The sequence below is a fragment of the Caproiciproducens galactitolivorans genome (assembly GCF_029266045.1).
In the GTDB taxonomy this organism is placed as follows: domain Bacteria; phylum Bacillota; class Clostridia; order Oscillospirales; family Acutalibacteraceae; genus Caproiciproducens; species Caproiciproducens galactitolivorans.
The window spans coordinates 1-24,082 of the sequence record NZ_JAJUFJ010000013.1; the positions used below are offsets into that span (position 1 = coordinate 1).

At 47.1% G+C, this 24,082-nt stretch carries 27 protein-coding genes and 1 tRNA gene; 20 read left to right on the forward strand and 8 right to left on the reverse strand.

Annotation, left to right across the window (positions count from 1 at the left end):
* Positions 1 to 130: 130 nt before the first annotated feature.
* Entirely contained in the window at positions 131 to 784 is a 654-nt protein-coding gene (locus P9B68_RS09555) for a magnesium chelatase domain-containing protein (RefSeq protein ID WP_277668929.1), read from the reverse strand.
* Between the two features lie 284 nt (positions 785 to 1,068).
* On the opposite strand from P9B68_RS09555, the gene dinB reads away from it, so the two are divergent.
* The 11 genes from dinB (at position 1,069) to P9B68_RS09610 (ending at position 12,423) form a co-directional block, all read left to right on the forward strand.
* A complete protein-coding gene (gene dinB, locus P9B68_RS09560; protein WP_135659664.1) occupies positions 1,069 to 2,283 on the forward strand; it encodes a DNA polymerase IV in 1,215 nt (404 codons plus the stop codon).
* A gap of 152 nt (positions 2,284 to 2,435) precedes the next feature.
* Positions 2,436 to 3,026, forward strand: a complete 591-nt coding sequence (locus P9B68_RS09565) for a sigma-70 family RNA polymerase sigma factor (protein ID WP_243112991.1) — start codon at positions 2,436 to 2,438, stop codon at positions 3,024 to 3,026.
* 107 nt (positions 3,027 to 3,133) lie between these two features.
* On the forward strand, positions 3,134 to 3,409 hold the full coding sequence (locus tag P9B68_RS09570; RefSeq protein ID WP_135659662.1) for a zinc-ribbon domain containing protein: 276 nt from the start codon (positions 3,134 to 3,136) through the stop codon (positions 3,407 to 3,409).
* A 156-nt stretch (positions 3,410 to 3,565) separates the two neighbouring features.
* Positions 3,566 to 3,769 (forward strand): DUF1858 domain-containing protein, encoded by a 204-nt coding sequence (locus tag P9B68_RS09575; protein WP_135659660.1) that lies wholly within the window; start codon positions 3,566 to 3,568, stop codon positions 3,767 to 3,769.
* 124 nt (positions 3,770 to 3,893) lie between these two features.
* Positions 3,894 to 4,598 (forward strand): class I SAM-dependent methyltransferase, encoded by a 705-nt coding sequence (locus P9B68_RS09580; RefSeq protein WP_243112990.1) that lies wholly within the window; start codon positions 3,894 to 3,896, stop codon positions 4,596 to 4,598.
* Positions 4,595 to 5,389, forward strand: a complete 795-nt coding sequence (locus tag P9B68_RS09585) for a Nif3-like dinuclear metal center hexameric protein (RefSeq protein ID WP_135659658.1) — start codon at positions 4,595 to 4,597, stop codon at positions 5,387 to 5,389. Before P9B68_RS09580 ends, P9B68_RS09585 begins: the two co-directional genes overlap by 4 nt.
* Positions 5,390 to 7,180 (forward strand): Rqc2 family fibronectin-binding protein, encoded by a 1,791-nt coding sequence (locus P9B68_RS09590; RefSeq protein ID WP_277668930.1) that lies wholly within the window; start codon positions 5,390 to 5,392, stop codon positions 7,178 to 7,180.
* Positions 7,181 to 7,211: 31 nt separating this feature from the next.
* A complete protein-coding gene (locus P9B68_RS09595) occupies positions 7,212 to 8,750 on the forward strand; it encodes an O-antigen polysaccharide polymerase Wzy family protein (RefSeq protein ID WP_277668931.1) in 1,539 nt (512 codons plus the stop codon).
* Positions 8,747 to 9,973: a glycosyltransferase gene (locus tag P9B68_RS09600; RefSeq protein WP_135659652.1), complete on the forward strand. Its 1,227-nt coding sequence runs from the start codon at positions 8,747 to 8,749 to the stop codon at positions 9,971 to 9,973. Before P9B68_RS09595 ends, P9B68_RS09600 begins: the two co-directional genes overlap by 4 nt.
* The gene (locus P9B68_RS09605; protein ID WP_135659650.1) at positions 9,964 to 11,136 is read left to right on the forward strand and encodes a glycosyltransferase; all 1,173 of its coding nucleotides are present in this window, start codon (positions 9,964 to 9,966) and stop codon (positions 11,134 to 11,136) included. Before P9B68_RS09600 ends, P9B68_RS09605 begins: the two co-directional genes overlap by 10 nt.
* A 27-nt stretch (positions 11,137 to 11,163) precedes the next feature.
* Entirely contained in the window at positions 11,164 to 12,423 is a 1,260-nt protein-coding gene (locus P9B68_RS09610; protein ID WP_277668932.1) for a tyrosine-protein kinase domain-containing protein, read from the forward strand.
* A 147-nt stretch (positions 12,424 to 12,570) separates the two neighbouring features.
* Here the strand turns inward: P9B68_RS09610 and P9B68_RS09615 are convergent, their stop codons facing one another.
* From P9B68_RS09615 to P9B68_RS09625, 3 genes are all read right to left on the reverse strand, one after another.
* On the reverse strand, positions 12,571 to 13,659 hold the full coding sequence (locus tag P9B68_RS09615) for a radical SAM protein (RefSeq protein WP_135659646.1): 1,089 nt from the start codon (positions 13,657 to 13,659) through the stop codon (positions 12,571 to 12,573).
* Positions 13,652 to 14,227 carry a TetR/AcrR family transcriptional regulator gene (locus tag P9B68_RS09620; RefSeq protein ID WP_135659644.1) on the reverse strand — a complete coding sequence of 192 codons (576 nt, stop codon included), beginning with the start codon at positions 14,225 to 14,227 and terminating at the stop codon, positions 13,652 to 13,654. Before P9B68_RS09620 ends, P9B68_RS09615 begins: the two co-directional genes overlap by 8 nt.
* Positions 14,228 to 14,612: 385 nt before the next feature.
* Positions 14,613 to 14,688, reverse strand: a tRNA-Trp gene (locus P9B68_RS09625).
* 200 nt (positions 14,689 to 14,888) lie between these two features.
* Here P9B68_RS09625 and rpsU point away from each other — a divergent pair.
* The 9 genes from rpsU to P9B68_RS09670 all read left to right on the forward strand — a co-directional run bounded on the left by rpsU (position 14,889) and on the right by P9B68_RS09670 (position 21,805).
* Positions 14,889 to 15,065, forward strand: coding sequence for a 30S ribosomal protein S21 (gene rpsU, locus P9B68_RS09630; RefSeq protein ID WP_135661068.1), 177 nt, complete (start codon positions 14,889 to 14,891; stop codon positions 15,063 to 15,065).
* A gap of 93 nt (positions 15,066 to 15,158) precedes the next feature.
* Positions 15,159 to 15,674 carry a YqeG family HAD IIIA-type phosphatase gene (locus P9B68_RS09635; protein WP_277668933.1) on the forward strand — a complete coding sequence of 172 codons (516 nt, stop codon included), beginning with the start codon at positions 15,159 to 15,161 and terminating at the stop codon, positions 15,672 to 15,674.
* A gap of 12 nt (positions 15,675 to 15,686) precedes the next feature.
* Positions 15,687 to 16,124 (forward strand): type II 3-dehydroquinate dehydratase, encoded by a 438-nt coding sequence (aroQ, locus tag P9B68_RS09640; RefSeq protein ID WP_135661072.1) that lies wholly within the window; start codon positions 15,687 to 15,689, stop codon positions 16,122 to 16,124.
* A gap of 75 nt (positions 16,125 to 16,199) precedes the next feature.
* On the forward strand, positions 16,200 to 16,757 hold the full coding sequence (efp, locus tag P9B68_RS09645) for an elongation factor P (protein ID WP_135661074.1): 558 nt from the start codon (positions 16,200 to 16,202) through the stop codon (positions 16,755 to 16,757).
* Between the two features lie 46 nt (positions 16,758 to 16,803).
* Positions 16,804 to 17,223 (forward strand): CD1247 N-terminal domain-containing protein, encoded by a 420-nt coding sequence (locus P9B68_RS09650; RefSeq protein ID WP_135661076.1) that lies wholly within the window; start codon positions 16,804 to 16,806, stop codon positions 17,221 to 17,223.
* A gap of 125 nt (positions 17,224 to 17,348) precedes the next feature.
* Positions 17,349 to 18,398 (forward strand): ABC transporter substrate-binding protein, encoded by a 1,050-nt coding sequence (locus tag P9B68_RS09655; RefSeq protein WP_277668934.1) that lies wholly within the window; start codon positions 17,349 to 17,351, stop codon positions 18,396 to 18,398.
* Positions 18,399 to 18,561: 163 nt separating this feature from the next.
* Positions 18,562 to 19,158 carry an ABC transporter permease gene (locus P9B68_RS09660; protein WP_243113034.1) on the forward strand — a complete coding sequence of 199 codons (597 nt, stop codon included), beginning with the start codon at positions 18,562 to 18,564 and terminating at the stop codon, positions 19,156 to 19,158.
* Positions 19,159 to 19,172: 14 nt separating this feature from the next.
* Positions 19,173 to 19,790 carry an ABC transporter ATP-binding protein gene (locus tag P9B68_RS09665; RefSeq protein WP_277668935.1) on the forward strand — a complete coding sequence of 206 codons (618 nt, stop codon included), beginning with the start codon at positions 19,173 to 19,175 and terminating at the stop codon, positions 19,788 to 19,790.
* A gap of 347 nt (positions 19,791 to 20,137) precedes the next feature.
* Positions 20,138 to 21,805 carry a polysaccharide biosynthesis protein gene (locus tag P9B68_RS09670; protein WP_330566996.1) on the forward strand — a complete coding sequence of 556 codons (1,668 nt, stop codon included), beginning with the start codon at positions 20,138 to 20,140 and terminating at the stop codon, positions 21,803 to 21,805.
* Between the two features lie 185 nt (positions 21,806 to 21,990).
* Here the strand turns inward: P9B68_RS09670 and P9B68_RS11735 are convergent, their stop codons facing one another.
* From P9B68_RS11735 to P9B68_RS09685, 4 genes are all read right to left on the reverse strand, one after another.
* Entirely contained in the window at positions 21,991 to 22,113 is a 123-nt protein-coding gene (locus P9B68_RS11735) for an integrase core domain-containing protein (protein ID WP_407932293.1), read from the reverse strand.
* Positions 22,114 to 22,341: 228 nt separating this feature from the next.
* A complete protein-coding gene (locus P9B68_RS09675) occupies positions 22,342 to 22,692 on the reverse strand; it encodes an IS3 family transposase (RefSeq protein ID WP_407932297.1) in 351 nt (116 codons plus the stop codon).
* A 183-nt stretch (positions 22,693 to 22,875) separates the two neighbouring features.
* Positions 22,876 to 23,046, reverse strand: a complete 171-nt coding sequence (locus tag P9B68_RS09680; protein WP_207669585.1) for a hypothetical protein — start codon at positions 23,044 to 23,046, stop codon at positions 22,876 to 22,878.
* A gap of 302 nt (positions 23,047 to 23,348) precedes the next feature.
* Positions 23,349 to 23,999, reverse strand: coding sequence for an HAD family hydrolase (locus tag P9B68_RS09685; protein WP_167875236.1), 651 nt, complete (start codon positions 23,997 to 23,999; stop codon positions 23,349 to 23,351).
* Between the last annotated feature and the right edge of the window lie 83 nt (positions 24,000 to 24,082).

Here is a 24,082-nt window from a genome sequence, read left to right on the forward strand (position 1 = left end):
TAAGTATAAACATACTAATAAAGCTAACTGCTGCATTTTTAGCTGGCGGTCATAAAATATGTTGTTACTGGCTTTATTATATTATTTAAAAGCCTTGATTTTGCTTGGTTTGTACCTACTTGGTAATGTACTATAAAATAAGGATATTGTGTCCGCCCGCAGCCGCTATTTCCAGCGCGCGCTTAGCTTCAAACTGTCCGCGTACTTCCGAAAAATCCGGGAGTGGGGCGGAGGCGAAAGGGGTATCCGTATTTTTACCGGCGGGAAGGATCTTTTCCTGCCCGGTCAGGTGCCGGATCAGGGAGGGCAAATCCTTTACGGGGTAGACAGTAATTCCTTCAACAACAACGCCTTCGGGGGCATTGGACGCGGGAATATACAGCTTGTGGAAACCGCTTTTCTGCGCCTGTATTGCCATAGGAAGGATTCCGCGTACGGGCCGGGCCTCACCGTTTAAGGAGAGTTCCCCGATAAATACGCTGTCCTCTAAATCCGCTCCAAGTTGCCCGCTGGCCTGCATAAGGGCTATAAAAAGCGGCAAGTCGTAAATCGGCCCTTCTTTGCGCTTGTCTGCCGGTGCAAGGTTCACCGTTATTTTATGTACGGGAAACGCGAAGCCGCAGTTTTTCATGGCGGAACGCACCCGGTCGCGCGACTCTCTTACCGCGGCGTCCGGAAGGCCCACTACGTCGAAACCGGGCAATCCGACGCTTACATCCGCTTCCACCGTGACGACAAAAGCGTCCATGCCGTACAGCCCCATGCTGAAAGAACGAGATACCATTGCCTTTCCTCCTAATATCGAATAATAACATTATACTATCTTCGAATTGTAATCGCAAATTTATGTGAATGAAGAATAAAATTTTCTTATTTACAGAACATAAGTTCTGGTGTATAATTAAAAAATGAAAGAGAGGCGTCAGTCTTTCAATCACGAGCCCACGGCCCAAGGAGGCACACGACGCCACTCTTTCCCATACGGCTATTATCTCCCATAATGGCCATGCTTTCAAGGGTTATGGGTACCCTTTAAAACCCAAATACATTATACAAGGAGGCGGAAAGGTGGAACGGATAATCCTGCACTGCGATCTGAATAATTTTTTTGCTTCCGTTGAATGCAGGGATCATCCCGAACTGAAAGAACGCCCTGTTGCGGTATGCGGTAGTGTGGAAGACCGCCACGGGATTGTCCTTGCGAAAAATGAATGCGCAAAGCGGTTCGGCATAAAAACGGCCGAAACGGTTTGGCAAGCAAAAAGGAAATGCCCCGATCTTTTTATTGTTCCGCCTCATTTTAATCGGTATTATTATTTTTCTAATTTTATCAAACAAATTTACCTTTGTTATACGAATCAGGTGGAATCCTTTGGAATTGACGAGTGCTGGCTGGACGTTACCGGAAGCACCCGGCTTTTCGGCAGCGGGATGGATATCGCCGAGGAAATCCGGGCGCGGACAAAAGCGGAAGCCGGTTTGACGGTTTCCATCGGCGTAAGCTTCAACAAAGTGTTTGCAAAATTAGGGAGCGATCTGAAAAAGCCGGATGCCGTAACGGAAATCAGCCGTGAGAATTTTAAGGAAAAAATATGGCCTCTGCCTGTTGACGCTATGCTGGGCGTAGGGAAAATAACGAGCAAGCGTTTGAACGGGCTGGGGGTACGGACAATCGGCGATCTTGCGGCACTAGATTTGAAGCAGGCGGTTTCCATTTTCGGGAAAGCGGGAGAAGACATGTGGCGGAATGCAAACGGCCTTAACCAATCCGAGGTTTTGGCAGCCGACGCGGATCCGCCGCCCAAAAGCATAGGGAACAGCGTTACCTGTGTCCACGATTTGTTTGATATGGAGGAAGTCTGGCCGGTGCTTTTGCATCTGTCGGAAAAAATATCTTGCCGCATGCGCGACGCCGGTGTGATTGCTTTGGGGCTCCAGCTTTCTGTGAAAGACAATCGTTTGCATGTTACACAGCACCAGATGCATTTTCCGACCCCGACACGCCTTACCATGGATCTGGCGTACGCCGCGAAGGATCTTTTCCGGAAAAATTATCCCTGGAAAGCCCCGGTTCGTGCGCTGGGGCTTAGTGGCTTTGCTTTGGTTCCCGATTCGGAAATGCAGCAAACGTCCCTCTTTGAGAATATCCTCGAGAAGGAAAGAAACGAACGGCTGGAAAAGCAGTTGGATGCCCTGCGCGATAAATTCGGAAAGGCGTCCATTACACGCGCCGCGTTAATGCAGCCTATGCCTTTACCGAGTGAAAATGATGGAAAAAAATAGAGAACTTGTTAAAAAAATAATGGCTTTAAAATATATTTTTATAAAATAAAACAAATATTTAGCTCCAAAAGCAAAATATTTATTGACTTAATCGTCGGAATGCTGTATGATATATACAGCTTTTAATTTCATGTTGCCATGAGGTGTTGGGCTTGGTTGTTCATGACCATTGTAATGAGATGGCAGATTGTACTGACGATCAGCTTGTTAGCCTTGTGAGCGATGGGAATTCAGATGCTTTTGTTGAACTGACCGCGCGTTACATGTCGTTAATTCGGGCGAAGGCGGCTCCATTTTGCAGTACAATGCTTGAAGCGGATGATTTGTATCAGGAAGGATTAATGGGCCTTTTAAATGCGGCGCGTACATATGACGCGTCCGGAAAAGCCGGTTTCAGAACGTATGCCGGTGTTTGTATTCAAAATCGAATCATTATGGCGTATCGTACATCTGGACGAAAGAATTTGCCTCTTCATAATTCGGTTTCTCTAAACGACGACGGAGCGCACGTGGATATATCGAACTGTGCCATGGACCCGGAAACGTTGCTGATGGACAGCGAAAGTTTCAAGGCAACGCAGCAGTATATTAGACAATTGCTTTCCAAATTGGAACAGCAGGTTCTGATGCTTTATTTAGGCGGTTGTAGCTATGGCCAAATCGCTGAAAAACTCGGGGTGACCTCTAAGGCGGTTGATAATGCTTTACAGCGAGTTCGTCTAAAATTAAAACAACTGCTTTAGTAAAAACTAAATATGCCCAGGTAGCTTAAGTAGAGCGTTGGTAATCAAAGGCGTCGGTGCGAATCCGTCTATGGGCAAATATCTTTATCCAAAGCGAGGTAAATTAAATGTACGAAGACAAGACTCTCATCTGCAAAGAATGTGGCGCTGAATTTGTATTCACCGCCGGTGAGCAGGAATTCTATGCTTCCAAAGGCTTTGTAAATGAGCCGCAGAGATGCAAGGCCTGCCGCGATGCTCGTAAGAATGCCGCTAAGCCGGAGCGCGAGATGTTCACAGCCATCTGCGCAAGCTGTGGCAAAGAAGCAAAGGTCCCCTTTAAGCCGCGTGAAGACCGTCCTGTATATTGCAGCGAGTGCTTTGCAAAGATGAGGGAAGAATAAGCATATATTTCTTATTCAAGACCAGGGTACCCCGGATGGAAATCCGGGGTATTTTTTGTAGAAAATAGAAATGTATTGCATTGCCGTATTGCATTGCCGCGGCGCGGGTATTATAATAGACATGAAAAATATGCAGAATGCTGGAGGATTAAAGTTATGGCAGTTATAACAAAGGATACAATTATCGGAGATATTCTTGATATTGACAAAACTACGGCACCGTTCTTTCTGGAAATGGGCATGCATTGCCTTGGTTGCCCTTCTTCCCGCGGGGAAACTTTGGAGCAGGCCTGCATGGTGCATGGCGTGGATGTAAATGAGATGGTGGAAAAGCTGAACGCGCATATCGCTTCTAAGTAATCCTTGCTTTGCAATATCCGGAAATTTTATTTAATGTATGAATATGGCCGTCCGTCAATCAAAATTGCCGGGCGGCAATTCGTTTTGAATTGAATTTTAAGTGCTTTAATAGGAGGTTACATCTGTGGGTTTGCATCCCTTATTTACTCTTGGCGGAAGGCTGCAGCTTTGCGCTTCCATGGTGCGCGACCAAACCGCTTTGGCGGATGTCGGAACGGATCACGCCTATCTTCCGATTTGGCTTGCAAAACAGGGGCGCATTTCAAAGGCGGTTGCCTCTGACGTCCGGCCCGGGCCGCTGCAGACAGCAAGGGTGAATATCATCCGGTACCGTGTGCAGGATATCGTTACCACCCGCCTGTCGGACGGCCTGAAAGCGATCCTTCCGAATGAAGCGGAGGATATCGTAATGGCGGGGATGGGCGGCGAGCTGATCAAACAGATCCTCTCCGCTGCGCCATGGGTAAAGGAAGGGCAGAGAAGGCTGATTTTGCAGCCGATGACCTCGATCCTCCCGCTTCGCTGCTTTTTGTCGGAGCAGGGCTTTGCCATCCTGCGGGAACAGGCGGTTATGGAGGAAAATCACGTGTATACCGTTATACTTGCGCAGTATCAGCCGCAGGAAGTAGCTACCGGTGAACTGTATCCTTATATTGGCAAACTTGACGCCAAAACTGCGGACAACCGGGAATACATGTATCGGCTGGTTGCAGGCTTAGAAAAAAAAACACGCGGGCTTTGTCTCTCCGGCAAAAATAAGGATGCAGATGAATTAATCGAAATCATCCGCCAGATTCGAGAAATCGCGGACAAGGGGGAACAGCAATGATTTTCGTGGGGGACATATACGATTTTATCGACGGCATGGCGCCGTTTCATACGGCAATGGACTTTGATAATCCCGGCCTGCTGGTAGGCGGGCGTAATATGTCGGTTCAATCGGCGCTTCTTTCTTTGGACATTACCCCTGCGGTCGTCCGGGAAGCCAAAGAAGTGCAGGCTGATCTGATCATCAGCCACCATCCGGTCATCTTCCGTCCTCTGAAGCGTATCGATACGGATACCGCGCCGTATCTGCTTGCCAAATATGACATTGCGGCAATCTGTGCCCATACCAACCTTGACATGGCTGCGGAAGGGGTCAATACCTGCCTTGCGAAACGGCTGGGACTGAAAAACATCCATATGCTGAAGGAATATGGAAATACGGGTCTGCCGGAAGGCTTAGTTGGGGAAACGGAGCGGGAATATTCCCCCCGGGCGTTTGCCGAATTTGTCAGGGACGCACTCGGCTGTGACGGGCTTCGCTATACGGACGGAGGACGGGCCGTTTCAAAAGTAGGGCTTTGCAGCGGCGGCGGTGCCGATTTGGTTTATGATGCGGCGGAATACGGCTGCCAGGCTTTTGTTACCGGCGAAAGCAAGCATAATATTTTGCTGGATGCCGAAAATATGAGGGTGACTATGGTGGACGCGGGCCATTTTTACACGGAGGATGTCGTGATCGAGCCTCTCATGGAAAAGCTGCAAAAACAATTTCCTCAAGTCCGGTTTGCGAAATCAAAGCGGATGCATAGCCCGGCAAAAACCATCGGATGTACCCGTACAGGAGGAATTTAAATGGCTCTTGACGGAGCTTTTTTAAGACATATAAAAAAAGAAATAGAAGAAGCGGCTCTCGGCGCGAAGCTGGATAAAATTTATCAGCCGAACAGGGAAGAAATGGTTTTAACCTTCCGCACCCGAAGTGATACCATGAAGCTTCTGATGTCCGCAAGGGCGAACAGCGCACGGATTCACTTTACGCAATACGTGCCGGAAAATCCGAAGTCCCCGCCGATGCTCTGCATGCTTTTGCGCAAACGCCTGCTGGGGGCACGCCTTGCGGAGGTTCGCCAGCCGGGATTGGAACGGCTGCTGTGCCTGGATTTTGACGCGGTCAACGAGTTGGGTGACCCGGTCCGCCTGACGCTGGTCATGGAAATCATGGGGCGTTACAGCAATATTATTTTTGTGGATGAGAACGGAAAAATCATTGACGCTTTAAAGCGTGTGGATGCGGAAATGTCTTCCGAACGCCTTGTCCTTCCGGGGTTAACCTATCAGCTTCCCCCGCCGCAGAACAAGCTTTGCCTTTTACAGGCTTCCATGCGGGAAATTGAGGACGGATTACAGAGCATTCCGTCCGATATGGAGCTTTCCAAGGCGCTGCTGAATCATTTGCAGGGCCTTTCGCCGATAGTCTGCCGAGAACTTGCCTATTTGACCGGGCGGGGTAGTGACGTTACCGCCAAAACAATGACGGCGGAGCAGCGCGAACGACTCTTTTACTTCCTTGGAAGAATGGCCGAAACGGTGAAAAACAGGGATGGGAAGCCTTATATGGTGGTCAGCCCGGCGCAGAAGCCGATTGATTTTTCTTTTTTCAATATCGAGCAATATGGCCTGACCGCTGTGGTAAAATCGTATACGCGCTTTTCCGAGCTGTTGGATGCTTTTTATACGGAAAGGGATCGCATTGACCGTATGCGGGTGCGTTCCCAGGATTTGCTGCGCGTTTTAACGACGGCTTCGGAACGGCTCAGCCGGAAAATCAATCTTCAGCGCGCGGAGCTGTCGCGCTGCGCGGAGCGGGACACATTGCGTATTTACGGCGATATTCTCAGCGCCAATTTATATACAATCCCTAAGGGGGCCAGTTTCGTCGAATTGCAGAATTTTTATGAGGAAGATCTGCCGCTTGTAAAAATCAAGCTGAATCCTGCGCTTTCCCCGTCGCAAAATGCGCAAAAATATTATAAGGAGTACCACAAAGCCAGCACAGCGGAAAAAATGCTTGCGGTTCAAATCCAGCAGGCACAGCAGGAGCTGGAATATCTTGACACGGTATTTGATGAGCTTAGCCGTGCGGCAACGGAACGGGATTTGTCCGAAATTCGGGAGGAACTGACCGAGCAGGGCTACATCCGCGCGTCGAAAGGCCGCCAGAAACAGCTCGCGTCCATGGGGCCGATGGAGTTTGCGTCCTCCGACGGCTTCCTGATTCTGGTTGGGCGCAATAACCGCCAAAACGATCGCCTTACATTAAAACAGGCCAATAAAAACGATATCTGGCTTCATACCAAGAACATACCAGGATCGCATACCATTATTGTAACGCAGGGGCGCGATGTGACCGAAACCGCGATCTTCGAAGCGGCGAATCTGGCGGCTTTTTACAGCAGGGGGAAAGAATCCTCCAAGGTCCCGGTGGATTATACTGAGGTTCGCCATGTCAGCAAGCCGCAGGGGGCGAAACCCGGAATGGTCATCTACGTGAATTATAAAACCATCTACGTAACACCGGATTCCGGTTTAGTAGATTCTCTCAAGTCAAATTTTAATGGCAAACGAATGGAATCCGTGCTATAATATGGGACAAGTACGTTAGGGAAGTGTGCCAATGATAAAAGTGAAATCAGAGGATTTATTACGAGATACAATCCTTTTCGGTATAACAATTCTATTGATGTTAGCCGCCAATTTTTTAACCGTATTGGGCGGGGATTTTTGGAAAACCGCGGTTGACGTTTTGTTTTTTGCCATCATTTCTTTAAATATTGCAATTGCCGCCAGTTTGATTCGCAACGTCAGGCGTGATTTTGCGTTACTGATCTTTCTTCTCACTTATAACGTCCTGCTTATGGGGCGTGTGTATACCTCTTGGTTTGGGTATCATCATAAGCTTCTTCTTCTTTTGGAAGCGGACGATTTCTCGAAGCTGTTTCAGTCGCTGCAACTGGTGGCTCTTTCTTTGTTCTGCGTTTATTTTGCCTACCGGCTGGCAGGGCCGATTTTTCACAAACGCGAGTCCGCAATCGAGAAGCTCCACACGAAAGCGGTTTATAAAGACCATTTGCTCCCCCTTATCCGCCGGCTCAGTACAATTGTGCTGTATATCAGCTCGGTTCCATTCCTTTATATTCTATTTAAAACGGCGCTGGACGTTGTAAGGCATGGTTACCTGCAATCCTTTACAAATACATCGGATGTACCGTCCATTATCAGCCGGCTTTCCATGTTTTTTGTCCCTGCTTTTGCGGTTTTCCTTGCGACCCTGCCGAACAAGAAGCAGATGAAACTGCCGCTTGCGGTGTACAGCGTTTATATGCTGGCGTCCCTCTTTACGGGCAGACGGAATACCATTGTCTGCGAAGCGCTGATGCTTACCTTTTACTTTGTAATGCGCGATTCCCTTTTGGAAAAAGGCAAGCGGGTTATAAAAAAGAGAATGGTAGCCTATGTCGGGGTATTTGGCATAATTGCCATGTACTTTCTGCAGATGTTGGCGCTGGTTCGTTCAGGGGCTGAAGATACCCACCGCGGGCTGGGCGAAATGCTGGTCAGCTTTATTGATTCCCAGGGAGCGAGCTTCCGTGTGATCGTACAGACCGTGAACCATATCCAATCGTTTAACCCGTCTACGACCTATTTGTATTTGTTTTATCCTTTCGAGCTGTTCGTACACAATAATGTTGTTACCCGCACGTTGTTCGGGTTTACTCCGATTATCGAAGTGCAGAATTCCGAATTCGTCCAGACAACGCATAATTTTGGTCATGCGTTAACCTATATGGTCGATCCGGACCGTTATCTTTCCGGCGGCGGCTTCGGTACCTCCTATGTGGCGGAGGCGTATGTTGCTTACGGTATTCTGGGCGTTATTTTCGTCAGTGCAATGATCGGGCTGATCTTCCGCTTTTTTGCTTCTTTATTAACGCACAACTGGGTTGTTATCACCTGCGGTTTGCTTGCCGTTAAGAGCTTCGTGTATATCCCGCGTAATTTTGCGTTTTTATGGGTTACCGATGTGTTCAATATCACGTATATCTGTTTCTATGCTGCGATTTATCTAGCGGCGCTGTTTATCGCAAAGGGAACGCATGTCCGGCGGACGCATAGGGATGTTCCCGACCCTCTTGTACTGGAGGAACGAATTTGAAACTGCTGCTTTTACTTACGACTTCTTTTCCGTATGACAACGGCGAAGAATTTTTACTCAATGAAGTAAATTATATCAAAGGCTTTGATAAAGTGCTTGTATGCCCTTGTAACTTAAAAAAGGATTCCGCAGTCACGAAAAAACTGCCGGATTCCATATCCTGTTATTCTCTGAAAATAAGCGACAGCGGTAAGGGCGCGTACGCCTCGCTTTTGTGCAAGCCCTATATATGGTGCGAGCTGAACCATTTATGGAAATCCGGCTCGTTTACCGCCGCGAAAGCGCACGAAATGCTTTACTTTATGAAACGCGCGTTTGAAATTTACGGTGCGCTCTCCAAGATCGAGGAGCTTCGTGCCGCGGATGAAGTGACCATTTACAGCTATTGGCTGTTCGACGCCGCAGCAGCCGGCGTGCTGCTCGCGAAGGATTTGAAGCGCCAGGGGAAAAAGGTGCTGCAGATTTCCCGCGCCCATCGTTTTGATATATACAACGAATTTGCGAAATATAATTATATTCCGATGCGGGAATTTATTTTGAGCCATATTGACCGCGTCCTGCCCTGTTCGGCTTCCGGTACAGAGTATATTCGCGGCCAGTTTCCGCAGTATGCCGAAAAAATCCGTCCCGCCTTTTTGGGAACCTCTGATCACGGAGAAAACTACGGCAGTAGGGAAAACGGTTTCCACATTGTTTCCTGCTCTTTTATGGTGCCGGTCAAACGCCTTCACTTAATTGTTGAAGCGCTTCAAAAGGCGGATTTCCCCATTTTGTGGACGCATATTGGATCCGGGCCACTCAACGATGAGATAAGGGCAATGGCTTCCAGGCTTCCCTCCTGCGTCCAAACGGAATGGAAGGGGCAGATGGATAATGCCTCCATTATGGATTATTATAAAACCACCGCGATTTCCGCCTTTGTGAACGTCAGTGCCAGCGAAGGTATTCCGGTTTCTATTATGGAGATCAGTTCGTTCGGCGTACCGGTGATTGCAACGGATGTCGGCGGCACAGGGGAAGCGGTCATAACTGGCGAAAACGGGTATATTTTGCCGGCGGACTTTTCCCCGGAAATGCTCCTGTCGCGCCTGCGCGCGTTAAAGGAGCTTCCCAACGGGGAATACGCGCGGCTTTGCCAAAACGCGCGCAAGTTGTGGAATGAAAAATTTAATGCGCAGCGAAATTACGAAAAATTTTATAAGGAGATCAGTCAATGGATTTGATGTATCTCACTTTTCAGGAGGATGCTCCGCTGTATTTGGGCGTAAAAAATAAGATTGAAGGCCAAATCAGCGCGTTCGAAAAGCTGGGTTATCGGGTAACCTGTTCCATGTGGCAGAACAGCCGTTTTCGTTTCTTTGGTGCGGATTCCTTTGAAAAACCGCTTGACCCGGCAAAAAGGCTTATGAAACAGATGGCTGCCATTGCGAATGAATATATCGGCAGGCATCCGTTTGATGTTTTATATATGCGGCTCGACCGTATCAGCTTCGATGTGATTCGAATCTGTAAAACCGCACGGGCGAATCATGTGAAAACCATCGTGGTGGAAATCCCGAATTATCCTTATTTGGCGGATTATGTACGCAATATAAAGTATGCCAAGTCGCTGGGTGGGAAAGTCAAAACGGCGGCAAAGGTTGCGGTGACGGTGCTGGACGACCGGCTGTCTGGCAAAGAGCTGAAGAAGTATATTGACGCGGTTGTACTGTACGGAAACAAGGCGGATTCCTTCTTTGGGGTAAAAGCCATGAACGGCGACAACGGGATTAATATTGATCGGATTGAACCGATTCCACATTGTGCGGACACCGCCAAGGATATTGCGATCCTCGGAGTGGCCGGTACGCTCTGGTGGCAGGGCTATGACCGGATTTTACAAGGCATGAGCATATACAAACAGAAGCATACCGACGATCTGGCGCTGAAATTTGTGCTGGTCGGCGGGGATAAGACGGAGATGCCCGAATTCCACGCGTTGGTGGAAAAACTGGGCTTGTCCGATGACGTTACCTTTTGCGGATTTAAAAAAGGAAAAGAGCTTTCCGATATTTACAAAACAGTAGATGTCGGCGCTTCCTCGCTGGGGTGCTACCGCAGGGGGCTGACGCGCTGTTCATCCTTAAAGGCGCGGGAATACTGCGCAGCGGCTCTCCCGTTCCTGTACGCCTATGACGATGCAAAGCTGAGGGACGATACGCCCTTTGCCCTGCGCCTTCCGAACGACGAATCACCTGTCGATATGGATAAGGTGGTTGAATTTGTCCAGCGCTGCAGGAAGGATGCCTCTATTGCAAAGAAAGAGCGTGAATTTGCTGAAAAAAACTACGATTGGAAAACAATTATGAAGCAGGTTCTTGAATTTGCCGGTGCTTCAATGAAATAAAACAGAATTTTATTTGGAGGATAACATATGGAATTATTCGTAAGTTTTTCAGAAGTAATGGACTTTTTTAAGAAAACCAGGCTCCGATTTTTAATTGTAGTGGCTGTGTTCGGCATTGTATTCGGCCTGATGCCGCTGAAATTTGTAAAGCATGTGTATACTTGTGATACGACGATCGTGATATCCTGTGAGGTGCCGGAGGATGCTAAAACCGATTACCGGCTCCAATATACCAGTATTTTAAACAGCCGCGTGCAGACGGCGATCGCGATGGCTTCCGGTAAGGAAATTATTACGCACACCGCACAAAAACTTGGAATTGACGAAAAAGAAATCAATTCGATTTCTGCTACACAGGTGAATACCGCACCGGTCGTAAAGCTGACGGCGAACACCCCGAACGCAGATATTGCGGACCGCGTTGCGAATACCGCTGCGCAGGTTCTTTCGGAAAGGTTGACCGCCGCTTTCCCGTCGCCGAAGTTATCCGCTATTGTCAGCGACAAGGCGATTCCGGCGGAGCACCAGTCCTATAAGGCACAAATGATTAAGGCCGGCTTTTTGGGACTGATTATTGGCTTTATCTTGTATGTTTGCTATGGAATTCTGAAAATATTGACCGACAAGACAATCCGCAACAGCCATTATGTAAGCGAGGCTTTAAATACAAAGCTGCTGGGTACGGTGCCGCAGGACAAGGAGGAATCGAAAAAGGATGACAGCTACCGAAAGCTGCGTGCTGCGGTGGAATTCAACGCCGCCGGCAAAAAGAGTTTTCTTGTTACCGATGTCTGCGAGCACGACGGCGCCGCTTCCGTTGCGGTGGGCCTTGCCCGCGCCCTGAGCTTTTCCGGGAAGTCCGTACTTTTGATGGATGCGGACCTGCGTGACAGCGGAATAACGGAAATACTGAAAACCAAGCCGGAGCATACCATTTCGGATGTTTTGAAGGGGACCTGCACAGCGGAACAGGCTGTGACAAAGACCGCGATTACCGGATTAAGCCTTGTTTCCGGCGCTGACGCGACACAGAACCCGGCGGACTTATTGTTCTGCGATGAATTTAAAACGCTTGCAAAAAAATTCGAACAGCAATTTGATTATGTAATTATCCATACGCCTTCCGAAGTGAGTTATCCGGACGCGGATAATATTGCGGCGCATGCCGGGTCCGTTATCATGGTTGCAAAATATGGTTCCACGCCCTATCAGGAATTTAAGGATTCCTTTAAGCGCCTGGGGGCGGCCGGTGGACATATTATCGGCTTTGTCACTACGGATGTCTAAAATTTCTATTCCTGAAGCAGAAATAGAAATAGAATAAATGTTGAGAGCCTGAAAATCACTCAATGGTGCTTTTCAGGCTCTTATCTTTGTCATAAAAAATCCCCCGGCGAAGCGGGGGATGGGTATTAGGATGAAAGTGTTATAGGATCAGGCTTCAAGACTAAGGATATTTTTAATGGCGTCCTGCTGCTCAAATAGGGTACAACCGCCCAGGTGGCCCGCCTGTAAGAGGTTTGCCGATTGCAATTTCTGAAACAATGGGGATTGTAGGGCTTCCATAAGCGAATGGTCTTTCAGGCTGGTGTCGGAGAAGGGGGAAAACGGACAGGGTTCCGCCCCGCCTGCAGCATTAATATGGAAAAAACCTCTGCCCGCTGCAAGGCAGCCGCCGGTGGATTTTTCATCCCCGGGGAAAGACAAGAAAACCATTTTTCCAAATGCCGTTTTCAGTTTCTTCTGGCTGGCGGCAAGCTGTTCCCGCTCTTCGGCGCTTAGAGTAAGCGATTCAGTAGATTCCTGTGCGGGGACATATTCAACGAATAAGACCAGTTTGCAGTCCTTGCGGGAAAGGGAGGCTATAAAATCATCACTTGTGACCGTTTGCAGGTTTTGGGAAGTCACGGTGATGGAAACGCCGTAAAAAATCCCTTTTCTTTTCATTTGCTCGATCGAATCGTTTAAAAGGGAGAAAATTCCTTTACCCCTGCGCTTGTCCGTTTGAACGGAATCACCTTCCATACTGAAAATGGGGATCAAATTCCGCCTGAATTCGAAAAGCCCGATCGCCTTTCGGTCAAATAACGTTCCATTCGTAAAAACCGGAAAAATAATATTGTGAAACAGGGATGCCTGCTGTAAAACATCTGTCCGCATCAGCGGTTCTCCGCCGGCTAAAAGGATAAAGGAAATCCCCAGCTCCGACGCTTCCCGAAAGATTTGTTTCCATTGTTCCGTGGTTAGCTCCTCTTGTTTGAAATTTTCGCCGCAGGCGTTGTTTGCCCGGGCGTAGCAGCCCTTGCAATGTAAATTGCATTGCGATGTAATGCTGGCAATCAGGAAAGGGGGGATATGGTGCCCGGCTTCTTCCGCTTTCCGCCGTTTTTTTGCGTTCTCGCTCTGCGATAATATAAATTTTGCAATAAATGCGCTTTCCAGAGGGTTCTTTACGGAGGCTTTCAATGCCTGATGGATGATACCTTCCACCGCGCTACTTAAGTATTCTGTTTGTTCATTCATCTGTGTTTCCTTCTTTGAAAAGTAGTTTGAATTCTGTTTCCAAAAGCACCTTCCGCTCGGACGGATTTTCAAGATGAATCCCCGTGTAACGATAAAAGGAATCGGAACGATAGAAAATGAGCTGTAAAAAAGAGATCAGCTGATAGGCGATGATCCTGCATTCCGCTTCGCTTTTTTTGTTCCCGTAATATTCCCGGATGGTTGGGAGAATATGGTTAGGTATTTCAATTTCGCTCTGCAGCAGAAGATAGGGGATGTAGATTTTTGTAAAACGACGGAATTTAACGACCAACTCACAAATTTCCCAGAGCATGTTCCACAGGCGGTTCAAAGGGGGAATATTTGTGTTGCTCGCTGCAAAAATATCCCCGGCCGAATCCTGCATTATTTGGTCGATTGCCGTTTTTAACAGCTCATCCTTGGATTGGAAACAGTAATTAATCATGGCGACATTTACACCGGCTTTGGAGGCGATTTTCCGGGAAGTTATTTCTTCCGGTGTTTCCGATTCATTTAAAAGCTGTATTGCTGCCTGAACAAGAACCTGCATTACTTTTTCCTTATGCATGAATATCACCACTCGAAAATGAGTTTAAAACATGTTTAATATTTGCTTAATATACTATATTTCCTTTTTTTAGTCAACTTGAAAAGAGAGAATTCGGGGAAAATGAAAATTGCGTAATTGCTGAAATTTTTGTGAAAATCTGTAAAAAAAGGGAAATAGTTACCCCCGCACAGCAGGGGTAACTATTTTGACCGAAAGGCAAATCGCCAAACGCTATTAACGATCTGATAGATAAAGTGATAAGCGAAATTAAGCAAATTTTGTGTTTCGTTGCTTTTGATTTAACTGTTTTGCTCGAATTATTTTGCTTTGCTGAAATAATTTAACCAACAACATAGACAATGCCCGCATAGACGCTGAAATCAGCATCTATGCGGGCCCGGATTGGCAGGGGCAGAAGGACTTGAACCCTCGGCACGTGGTTTTGGAGACCACTGCTCTACCAACTGAGCTATACCCCTATCTAAGTGTTTTAAGTTGCGTTTAATATTCTATCATTTTCCCTTTTTTATGTCAATACTAAATTCTACACTTTTAGTAACTTATGCAAAGTTTAACAGATTAGGCTTGACATATTCCGGCACAGTATGTATAATGATTTTTATGTAATATGACTTACACGAATACCCCTGCCGTATGGCGGATGGGAGGGAAAAGATAAATGGCTGAGATTAGAATTAAAGACAACGAGTCTCTGGACAGCGCCCTAAGAAGGTTTAAGAAGCAGTGCGCGAGAGCGGGAGTCATTGCTGAGGTTCGTAAGAGAGAAGCTTATGAGAAGCCTTCCGTTAGACGTAAGAAGAAATCCGAAGCAGCCCGCAAGCGTAAGTATAAGTAAGCTGGGACAGAAAAACAAATGTCATAGGAAAAGCGGGCTTGATTGCCCGCTTTTTTAGCTTGATTTTCATTTCTGCGAAACGGAGGTATTGCTTTGGCATTATTTTTGCCTACCGCTGCTGTGGATAAGGTGTTGGATATTACTCCGGAGCTTATTCGCGCTATGAAAGCCAGGGCTATTATACTGGATGTGGACAATACGCTCGCCGTTCATGGATCGCAGGAGCCGTTTGAGGGAACGATTGAATGGACCCGTACCATGCTGGAAAATGGAATTGATATTATTATTATGTCAAACAATTTTAAACGGCGTGTTGCGCCCTTTGCCGCAAAATACGGGCTGCCGTTCATGTATCTTTCCTTGAAACCCCTTCCACTGGCCTATCATCGCGCAATACGAAGAATGGGCGTAAAACACAGCGAGGTTGTTGTTGTCGGGGATCAGGTTTTTACGGATGTGATCGGTGCGAACCTGTCCTTTATGAAATCAATTCTTCTTGTCCCCACGGGTAAGGAACAATCAATATCCTTTGCAATCCGCCGCTTTTTAGAAACTCCGATCCGATACATAGTGAAAGCCACGAAACGTGGGAAAGAATACTTTGAATAAGGGGAAATCAGGATGGGCAAAAAAAGAGTTCTTGTTCTTCTCGGGCCAAACCTGAATATGGTCGGTGTGCGTGAGAAGGGTGTTTATGGGGATGAAACAGCGGAAAGCATTAACCTTCAAATTGTGGAAAATGCAAAAAAGTTGAATTATGACTGCGACATTTACCAGTCCAATCATGAGGGCGATCTGATCGACAAAATCCATAGTGCAAGCGGGGTTTATCATGGCGTCGTTATTAACGCCGGGGCCTTGACGCATTACAGCTATGCGCTGCGGGATGCCATTGCAAGCGTTCGGATTCCTTTTGTGGAAACACATATGAGCAATATCTATGCGCGCGAAGATTTCCGCCATAAAAGCGTAATTTCGGAAGTGTGTGCCGGGCAGATTGCTGGATTTGGAAAAAACAGTTATTTTCTTGCGCTCGCTGCGCTGAAGGATCTTATGTAGGGCAAAAATATCTTGAAAAAATATGTGAAATATTATAAGATATGAGATGGAAAAACTAGTTTGGAGGATAAAATCATGATATCAGCAGGTGATTTTCGAAACGGCGTTACCTTTGAGTTAGACGGCAACGTTGTATCTATTATTGAATTTCAGCATGTTAAACCGGGTAAGGGCGCGGCTTTTGTCCGTACAAAAATCAGGAATGTGATTACCGGAAGCGTTACGGAAAGAACATTCAATCCGAATGATAAGTATCCGACCGCGTTTATTGAGCGCAGAGATATGCAATATCTTTACAACGACGGGGATCTTTATTATTTCATGGACTCGGAAACTTTCGAGCAGATTCCAATTAACAAGAGCGTTTTAAGTGATAACTTTAAATTTGTTCAGGAAAACATGATCTGTAAGGTTCTTTCCTATAAAGGCAACGTTTTTGGAGTTGAGCCGCCGAATTTTGTCGAACTCAAAGTTACAAAAACAGATCCCGGCTTCAAGGGTAACACCGCAACAAACGCATTAAAGCCTGCTACAGTTGAAACCGGTGCGCAAATCAATGTTCCTCTGTTTATTGAGGAAGGCGAAATGATTCGTATTGATACGCGCACAGGCGAATATATGGAGCGCGCGTAACCAACAATAAGCTTGTTATAAACAAGCTTTATAAGGAGGTATAATTATGACAAACAAAGAGAAGGTCTCCTATATTCGCGGACTGGCTGAGGGCCTGGAGCTTGATGAAAGCAAAAAAGAGGTCAAGGTGATTAATGCGATTATTGACCTGCTTGACGACATGGCTCTTTCTATTGCGGAGATGCAAGAAAGCTTTGATGATATGACAGATCAGCTTGATGCTGTCGATGAAGATCTGGGAGCTTTGGAAGACGATTTCTATAGTGACGATGATGATGAGGACGACGACGGGGAATGCTATTATGAGGTAACCTGTCCGAATTGCCATGAAACCATATGCCTGTCGGAGGATATCGTTGAAGACGGCCAGATGGATTGCCCGAATTGTGGCGAGTCGCTGGAATTCGATCTTGACGAAGACGGCTGCGAATGTGGTTGCGATTCCGACTACTGCGATCACGAATAATTCAAAATTTCTTTATGTTTTGAAAGGGAGCACTGCGTGAGCAGTGCTCCTTCTAGCGATTGGCATTTGTTTCTTTCTAAAAATAAGAAATAGATACTTTTTGCTTGTGTTAAGAGGAGAAAAGAATGAATTTAACGAAGAAATTAACTGCATTTTCTTTGACAGTATGTATGTTAGCATCGGTATTGTCCGGTTGTACGGGTATGTCTTCGACTGCTTCTAGCCAAGCGAGTGCGCCGGAACCGAGCCAGCCTGCTTCCAGCACACAATCCGCCTCGCGGAAAACAACGATAAAAATTGCCACACTAAAAGGGCCGACAGGGCTGGGCATGCTTCAGCTTATGAGCAAGAACGATGCCAAAACCGCAGCGGAAGCGTATGAATTCACACTTGTAAATTCACCGGATGAAATCGTGTCGAAAATCTCTAAGGGCGAAGTCGATGCGGCTGCGGTGCCGACCAATCTTGCGGCCGTGCTATATAATAAAACGAACGGGAAAGTCCAGATGGCCGCAGTAAACACGCTCGGCGTCTTGTCTATCTTGACGAACGGGGAAACCATCAACAACATAAAGGATTTAAAGGGCAAGACGGTTTATTCCTCCGGCCAGGGGTCTGTTCCGGAGTACGCGTTTAACTATATCCTGAAGCAAAACGGGTTGACCGTCGGCAAGGACGTTCAAGTGGAGTATAAAGCGGAGCATGCGGAGCTGGCTGCGCTGGTTATCGCCGGAAAGGCAAAAATTGCCCTGCTGCCCCAACCATTTGTCTCACAGGTAATGGCGAAGAACAAGAATGTGAAGGCTTCGCTGGATTTGACAAAAGAATGGGATACCGTGTCCGGTGGAAAAAGTGTGCTCACGATGGGCTGCTTAATTGTCCGCAAGGATTTTGTGGAGAAGAATAAGGCGGCCTTTGACACATTCCTTGACGAATATAAACAGTCGACGGAGTTTACCAATTCCAATATAGAGGAAGCGGCCGCGCTGTCGGAAAAATATCAGATTATGCCAGCGGCGGTTGCGAAAAAGGCGATTCCAAGCTGCAATATTGTCTATATGGACGGCAAGGAAATGAAAACAAAAATTCCTGATTTCTTAAATATTCTCTACACAGCCAACAAGAAGTCCGTTGGAGGTAGTTTGCCGGGTGAAGACTTCTATTACAAAAAATAAAGGATTGTTCCGGTACAAAACAATAAGGAAGCTGTTTGCCGCCGTATTTTGGCTTTGTGTATGGCAGCTGATTTATTTCGCAGTTCGGCAGGAGATACTCATTGTATCTCCTGTTCATGTTTTGCAAAAACTCATTGCTCTTTCCAAGGAGAGCACTTTTTGGTTGACCGCATTCTTTTCCATGACCCGTATTTTGGAGGGCTTTCTTCTCGGAATTTTTACGGGAAGCCTATTGGCGATTTGCACATGCGTTTCCAGCATGTTGTATGATATTTTTCATCCGGTAATCAGCATCATTAAGGCTACGCCGGTCGCTTCCTTTATCATCCTCGCGCTGGTCTGGATTCCTTCCGCCCATGTGCCGGCCTTTACCTCTTTTTTGATGGTCACGCCGATTGTGTGGGCAAACGTGTTTCAGGGAATTGAGAAGACGGATGAAAATCTGCTGCAAATGGCCGCTGCTTACCGGTTCGGCACGGTAAAGACGGTTCGGCGCGTGTATATTCCCTCCATTATGCCGTATTTTACGGCTGCCTGCACAACGGGGCTGGGCCTTGCGTGGAAAGCGGGCATCGCCGCGGAAGTGCTGGCAAATACCCCTTTATCGGTCGGCGGTCAGATATACAATTCGAAAATTTACATTGAAACCGACAGCCTGTTTGCGTGGACGGTTGTAGTTGTTGCCATGAGTGTGCTTTTGGAATGGCTGATGGTCCGTTTTATGAAAACGATGGGACAAAAATATAATGTTGAGCAATGATGGGAAAGTGTAAATTGGAAATCATCAACCTTACGAAAACATATAATGACAAAAACATATTTGATCATTTTTCCTTAACCCTGCCGGAAAAGGGGACAGTCTGCCTTTACGGCCCTTCTGGGTGCGGAAAAACGACGCTCTTAAATTGCATAGCGGGCCTGGAGCCCTATGATTCCGGCGTGATTGCCGGGGTGGAAAAACGAAAAATAGCGTACCTCTTTCAGGAAAACCGGCTTTTGCCTTGGATTTCCGCGGCGGAAAATATTGCAGCCGTTCTTCGGGGCAATGAAATACAAAACCGGGAAGAGGCGAGAATTTGGATGCGGCTTGTGGGCTTGGAAGGAGAGGAAGACAAACTGCCCGCACAGCTTAGCGGCGGCATGAAGCGCCGTGTGGCGATTGCCCGCGTGCTTGCGTACGGCGGAGATCTCTTTCTGCTGGACGAGCCTTTCCGGGGGCTTGATCCCGAAAGCAAGGAGCAAATGATCTCTCTCATTAAACAGAGAACCAATGATGCGCTGAAAATACTGGTAACACATGATAAACAGGAAGCGGAAATTCTTGCGGATGTTACTTATATTTTGAGCGGGCCACCAGTTAAAATTGACAAAAAAATTGAGAGAAATTTGTAAGAGGTTATGTAGTTAATCAATTCTTCATAATTTCGCTCTTTCTTTCGTAATAGGTTTGTGTTATACTAAACCGGTTAAATTTCTTTTGGTAGGAGTATATTCACATGAAGAATCGAAAAGCAACATTTGGAAATTCTTTCATACAAATTATAATAGATATTCTCTGTGTGTTTTTCAGCTATTGGATTGCCTTTATTTTGCGTTATGATGGCCAGATTTTTCCCAGAGACTATGATTTAGAGTCTTTTAGAGCATGGATGCCCTGGATAATCGGTATTTATATCATCAGCTTTTTTTTATTCCGTTTTTATTCAACAATGTGGCAATTCGCAAGCCTGGACGAGCTTTTGCTAATCTTTTATGGGACAACCTTTGCCGCTCTGATTGTTACAATTACAGGTTTTACTTTTTCCCAGCAGATATCCTGGCAAATCCTGCATGTCCGGCGTTTCCCGTGGGGCGTTTACATTATGGCTTGGGTAATTGCCATTTTTCTGGTCGGCGCGTCGCGGTTCAGCTTCCGTTTGGTTCGGCGGATGAAGCGGAAAAGCCAGATTAACAAGCAGGATCCTGAAGAGTTCCACCGCGTTATGGTTATCGGCGCGGGGGAAATGGGTTCCATGGTTATCAAGGATATGAAAAACGCGCCGGAAAGCAAGGGGATTCCGGTTATCGCAATTGACGACGACCGGCGGAAAAGAGGGACGCGGATTCATGGCGTAAAGGTCGTGGGCGGCCGGGAAAGTATCCCAAAAATGGCGGCTCGGTATAATATCGACCAAATCCTCCTGGCAATCGCGTCAGCAAAAAAAGAGGAAAAGCAGGCTATCCTGAATATCTGTGCAAAAACAGGCTGCCAGCTGAAAACCATCCCCGCGCTTTATGAAATCATTGAGGACAGCGCCGATCCGCTTAAAATACGCGATGTGGATATTATCGACCTGTTGGGCAGGGACGAGATCCATTTGAATACAGAAGAAATTAGCGGATACCTCAAAAACAAGACCGTACTGGTGACGGGCGGCGGCGGATCGATCGGCAGCGAGCTTTGCCGCCAGATAGCTTACTTTAATCCGAAAAAACTGATCATATTTGATATTTATGAAAACAATGCTTATGATTTGCAGAATGAACTTTTGATGCGCTTTAAGCATTTGAATCTGGAAGTCCTGATCGGCTCCGTCCGCGACAAAGCCAGAATCGAGCATATTTTTTCTGTTTGCAGGCCGGACGTTGTTTTCCACGCGGCGGCGCACAAGCATGTGCCGTTGATGGAGCTCAGCCCGGGCGAAGCGGTGAAAAATAATGTTTTTGGTACGCTCAATGTCGCGGAGATGTGCGATAAATTTGGCGTAAAGCGCATGGTGCTGATTTCTACGGACAAAGCGGTCAACCCGACCAATATTATGGGTGCGACCAAGCGCATATGCGAATTGATTATTCAGTATTACAGCCGACACAGCAAAACGGATTACGTGGCTGTCCGCTTCGGCAACGTGCTTGGCAGCAACGGCAGCGTGATTCCGCTTTTTAAAAAGCAGATTGCGAACGGCGGCCCGGTTACCGTAACACATCCGGATATCATCCGTTATTTTATGACCATTCCCGAGGCAGCCCGGCTGGTTATTCAGGCGGGCGGAATGGCGCACGGCGGGGAAATCTTTGTTTTAGATATGGGGCAGCCTGTAAAAATCGTTGATTTGGCGCGCAATTTGATTCGCCTTTCCGGTTTGCAGCCGGATATTGACATCAAAATCGTGTATACAGGTCTCCGTCCCGGTGAAAAGCTGTATGAAGAGCTGCTTTTGGACAGCGAAGGAGGATGCCAGAAAACAAGCCATGAGCTGATTTACATCGGCACCCCGATCCCCTTTAATGAAGAAACCTTTATCAGCCAGATTGAGCAGCTTAGAAAGGTTGCCGGTGTCGATAATGTGAAAATGATGGAGATTGTCCACGAGTTAGTGCCAACGTATACCGGCCATGCCGAGCAAACGGATGCACTTGCAAATTAAGCCTTGAAATAAATCCAAAGAGAAACCCGCAGCCAATGAATGAATGGACTGTACCCGATTGAACAGACAAAGGGATAAAAGCCTTGTCGCAGAATAGCTCAGATTTAGGCGGCCTTGCTCCGTATTTCGGACGGAGTGAGGCCGTTTTTCATGTTAATACGTCATAATTGTAAAATTGCACATATTCAGCTACTGCCTGTTACTTCAGCGCGACTGGAAAACTTGGTACGGTATAAACATTCCGTTTTTAGCGCACCAAAGAAATTTTCCATAGCTGCATTGTCATATGGACAACCGGGGCTGGACATGGATGACTGAAGGTACTCTTGACTCAGGTCAAAGTATGCTTGAGAGGTGTATTGAGATCCTTGGTCGCTGTGGAGAGTAAGTCCATCAGCGACTTTCTCTTTTTGTAAGGCGTCTCGGCTCGGATGGTATCAGTCACTAGTGAGGCAGTCATATCATTACACCGATACGATAGGCCAAAACCATTTTGCCACACAGGTTTACTACCGCACATAGATACAACATTCCTTTTACAGTAGGAATGTAGGTAATATCGGTAACCCAGAAATGATTGGGCAAGGATTGCTCAAATATTCTCTGCAACAGATTTGGATATTTATGTACTGCTTGTTTGTAATGACGCCGACGTATTTGTGAAAGCAAGTCATACTTCGCATGATGCGCAGAATGGCTTTTAAGTTGACGTTCTTTCCGGTCTGCCGCTGAATCCAACGGCGCACTCGGCGGCAACCGTAGGTTTGTTTGCAGCGCTGTTGACAATCCAGTATCAAATCCGTTAACCATTGATCCTTCGCTGCTTTTGTTTGTCGGTTTCGCCAAGCATAGTAGCCACTGCGGGAAACCTCAAGCGCATTACACATGGCCTCAATGTTATATTTACCACGGAACCGTTCAATGACACGATATTTTAGCTTCACTTCCTTCCAACTTCGGATAGAAAATTTTGCAGTAATTCTACTTTCATCCGCAATTCAGCCAATTCGTTGTTATAACGTGTTTTTTCGTCCGCTATGTTTTTTCGTGGCCTGCCTTTAGGAAGAGGTTTATACCCGTTGGCAATCAAGCGCGCCTTCCGATGTTGGCGGCTGTCCAAACTGTTTGATTTGATATTTTGTTAGTCCATAGCTTTCTCCTATTTCTCGGTTCGTTTCTCCAGCTACCTTTCGACGGAATACCTCGCTTAACATTTCTAATTTTGTATATTTTCTGGGCATAAAATTACCTCCTGTTGTACTTTCCATTCTACAACAGGAGGTCTCTTTTTTTACTGTCTGTTTTCTGGGGGATAGTCTACTGAACTATTCTGCGACAGGGTTTTTATTCCTTTGTCTGTTCAATCGGGAACAGTCCACACATAACGGCGCTTTGGCGGCTTTTTCTTCATGCTTGAATCTTTTACACAGAAGGATCCCTCCAACCCGTACAGTGTGGAGGAGCGGCTTTACCATGCCTTGGATATTCACGACGATTTTAGGAAGTACGGTCATCGAATCGCCGCATGGCTTTTTTTACGCCTTTATTCTTGATGAAAGCCGGAGACAAGCAGCTGGAGGACACACCGCAGAACGTCGTGCGGGGAATTTGCCGTAAAATCAGCGCCGGCGACCTCCGCGCGTCCGTATCCGTAAAGGCAGCCTACAAACGGAATCCCGTTCTGCCGTGCGGCGTCGCTGTCAAACCGACGGTCGCCAACCATGCAGGCGGCGTCCGGCCGGACTTTTTCGAGCAGGCGGCACAGCGAATCCGCCTTGGTTCCGTTGCCCTCCAGCGGCTGAATCAAATCGATCAGGCCGGTCAGATGAATTGCGTCAAGCACATCTTCGATGTGCGCCTGGGTAGCATTGGAGCACACAGCCGTCAGAATGCCCAAATTCCGCAGGTCCTGCAGCATTTTTGCCGTTCCATCGAATGCCTTTCCGTATTTTTTCATCAGATCGGATTCGTTCCGGACGATTTGACGGGAATACGCGCGACAGATCTCCGGACTGCACCCATCCAGAAGCCTTTTTTCAATCTCTTGGGGAGAAAGGCCAATCAGCGCGATGATCTCTGCGTCGGACACATCGGGGCGCCCCAAGTCCAGAAGTGTCTTTCGGTATGCCTTTACGGCGTAAAGCTCTGTTTGATTCAAAGTTCCATCCACGTCAAATATTGCCAGCCTTTTCATATACCATCCTCCTTGTATAATGTATTTGGGTTTTAAAGGGTACCCATAACCCTTGAAAGCTTGGCCATTATGGGAGATAATGG

Excerpts from the sequence above, each read along its gene's own strand:
- P9B68_RS09555 (WP_277668929.1), bottom strand. The coding sequence starts at position 784 with ATGGTATCTCGTTCTTTCAGCATGGGGCTGTACGGCATGGACGCTTTT.
- P9B68_RS09570 (WP_135659662.1), top strand. The coding sequence starts at position 3,134 with ATGTACGAAGACAAGACTCTCATCTGCAAAGAATGTGGCGCTGAATTT.
- P9B68_RS09575 (WP_135659660.1), top strand. The coding sequence starts at position 3,566 with ATGGCAGTTATAACAAAGGATACAATTATCGGAGATATTCTTGATATT.
- P9B68_RS09585 (WP_135659658.1), top strand. The coding sequence starts at position 4,595 with ATGATTTTCGTGGGGGACATATACGATTTTATCGACGGCATGGCGCCG.
- P9B68_RS09590 (WP_277668930.1), top strand. The coding sequence starts at position 5,390 with ATGGCTCTTGACGGAGCTTTTTTAAGACATATAAAAAAAGAAATAGAA.
- P9B68_RS09595 (WP_277668931.1), top strand. The coding sequence starts at position 7,212 with ATGATAAAAGTGAAATCAGAGGATTTATTACGAGATACAATCCTTTTC.
- P9B68_RS09605 (WP_135659650.1), top strand. The coding sequence starts at position 9,964 with ATGGATTTGATGTATCTCACTTTTCAGGAGGATGCTCCGCTGTATTTG.
- P9B68_RS09610 (WP_277668932.1), top strand. The coding sequence starts at position 11,164 with ATGGAATTATTCGTAAGTTTTTCAGAAGTAATGGACTTTTTTAAGAAA.
- P9B68_RS09615 (WP_135659646.1), bottom strand. The coding sequence starts at position 13,659 with ATGAATGAACAAACAGAATACTTAAGTAGCGCGGTGGAAGGTATCATC.
- P9B68_RS09620 (WP_135659644.1), bottom strand. The coding sequence starts at position 14,227 with ATGCATAAGGAAAAAGTAATGCAGGTTCTTGTTCAGGCAGCAATACAG.
- rpsU (WP_135661068.1), top strand. The coding sequence starts at position 14,889 with ATGGCTGAGATTAGAATTAAAGACAACGAGTCTCTGGACAGCGCCCTA.
- aroQ (WP_135661072.1), top strand. The coding sequence starts at position 15,687 with ATGGGCAAAAAAAGAGTTCTTGTTCTTCTCGGGCCAAACCTGAATATG.
- efp (WP_135661074.1), top strand. The coding sequence starts at position 16,200 with ATGATATCAGCAGGTGATTTTCGAAACGGCGTTACCTTTGAGTTAGAC.
- P9B68_RS09650 (WP_135661076.1), top strand. The coding sequence starts at position 16,804 with ATGACAAACAAAGAGAAGGTCTCCTATATTCGCGGACTGGCTGAGGGC.
- P9B68_RS09655 (WP_277668934.1), top strand. The coding sequence starts at position 17,349 with ATGAATTTAACGAAGAAATTAACTGCATTTTCTTTGACAGTATGTATG.
- P9B68_RS11735 (WP_407932293.1), bottom strand. The coding sequence starts at position 22,113 with ATGTCCAGCCCCGGTTGTCCATATGACAATGCAGCTATGGAAAATTTC.
- P9B68_RS09675 (WP_407932297.1), bottom strand. The coding sequence starts at position 22,692 with ATGTGTAATGCGCTTGAGGTTTCCCGCAGTGGCTACTATGCTTGGCGA.
- P9B68_RS09680 (WP_207669585.1), bottom strand. The coding sequence starts at position 23,046 with ATGCCCAGAAAATATACAAAATTAGAAATGTTAAGCGAGGTATTCCGT.
- P9B68_RS09685 (WP_167875236.1), bottom strand. The coding sequence starts at position 23,999 with ATGAAAAGGCTGGCAATATTTGACGTGGATGGAACTTTGAATCAAACA.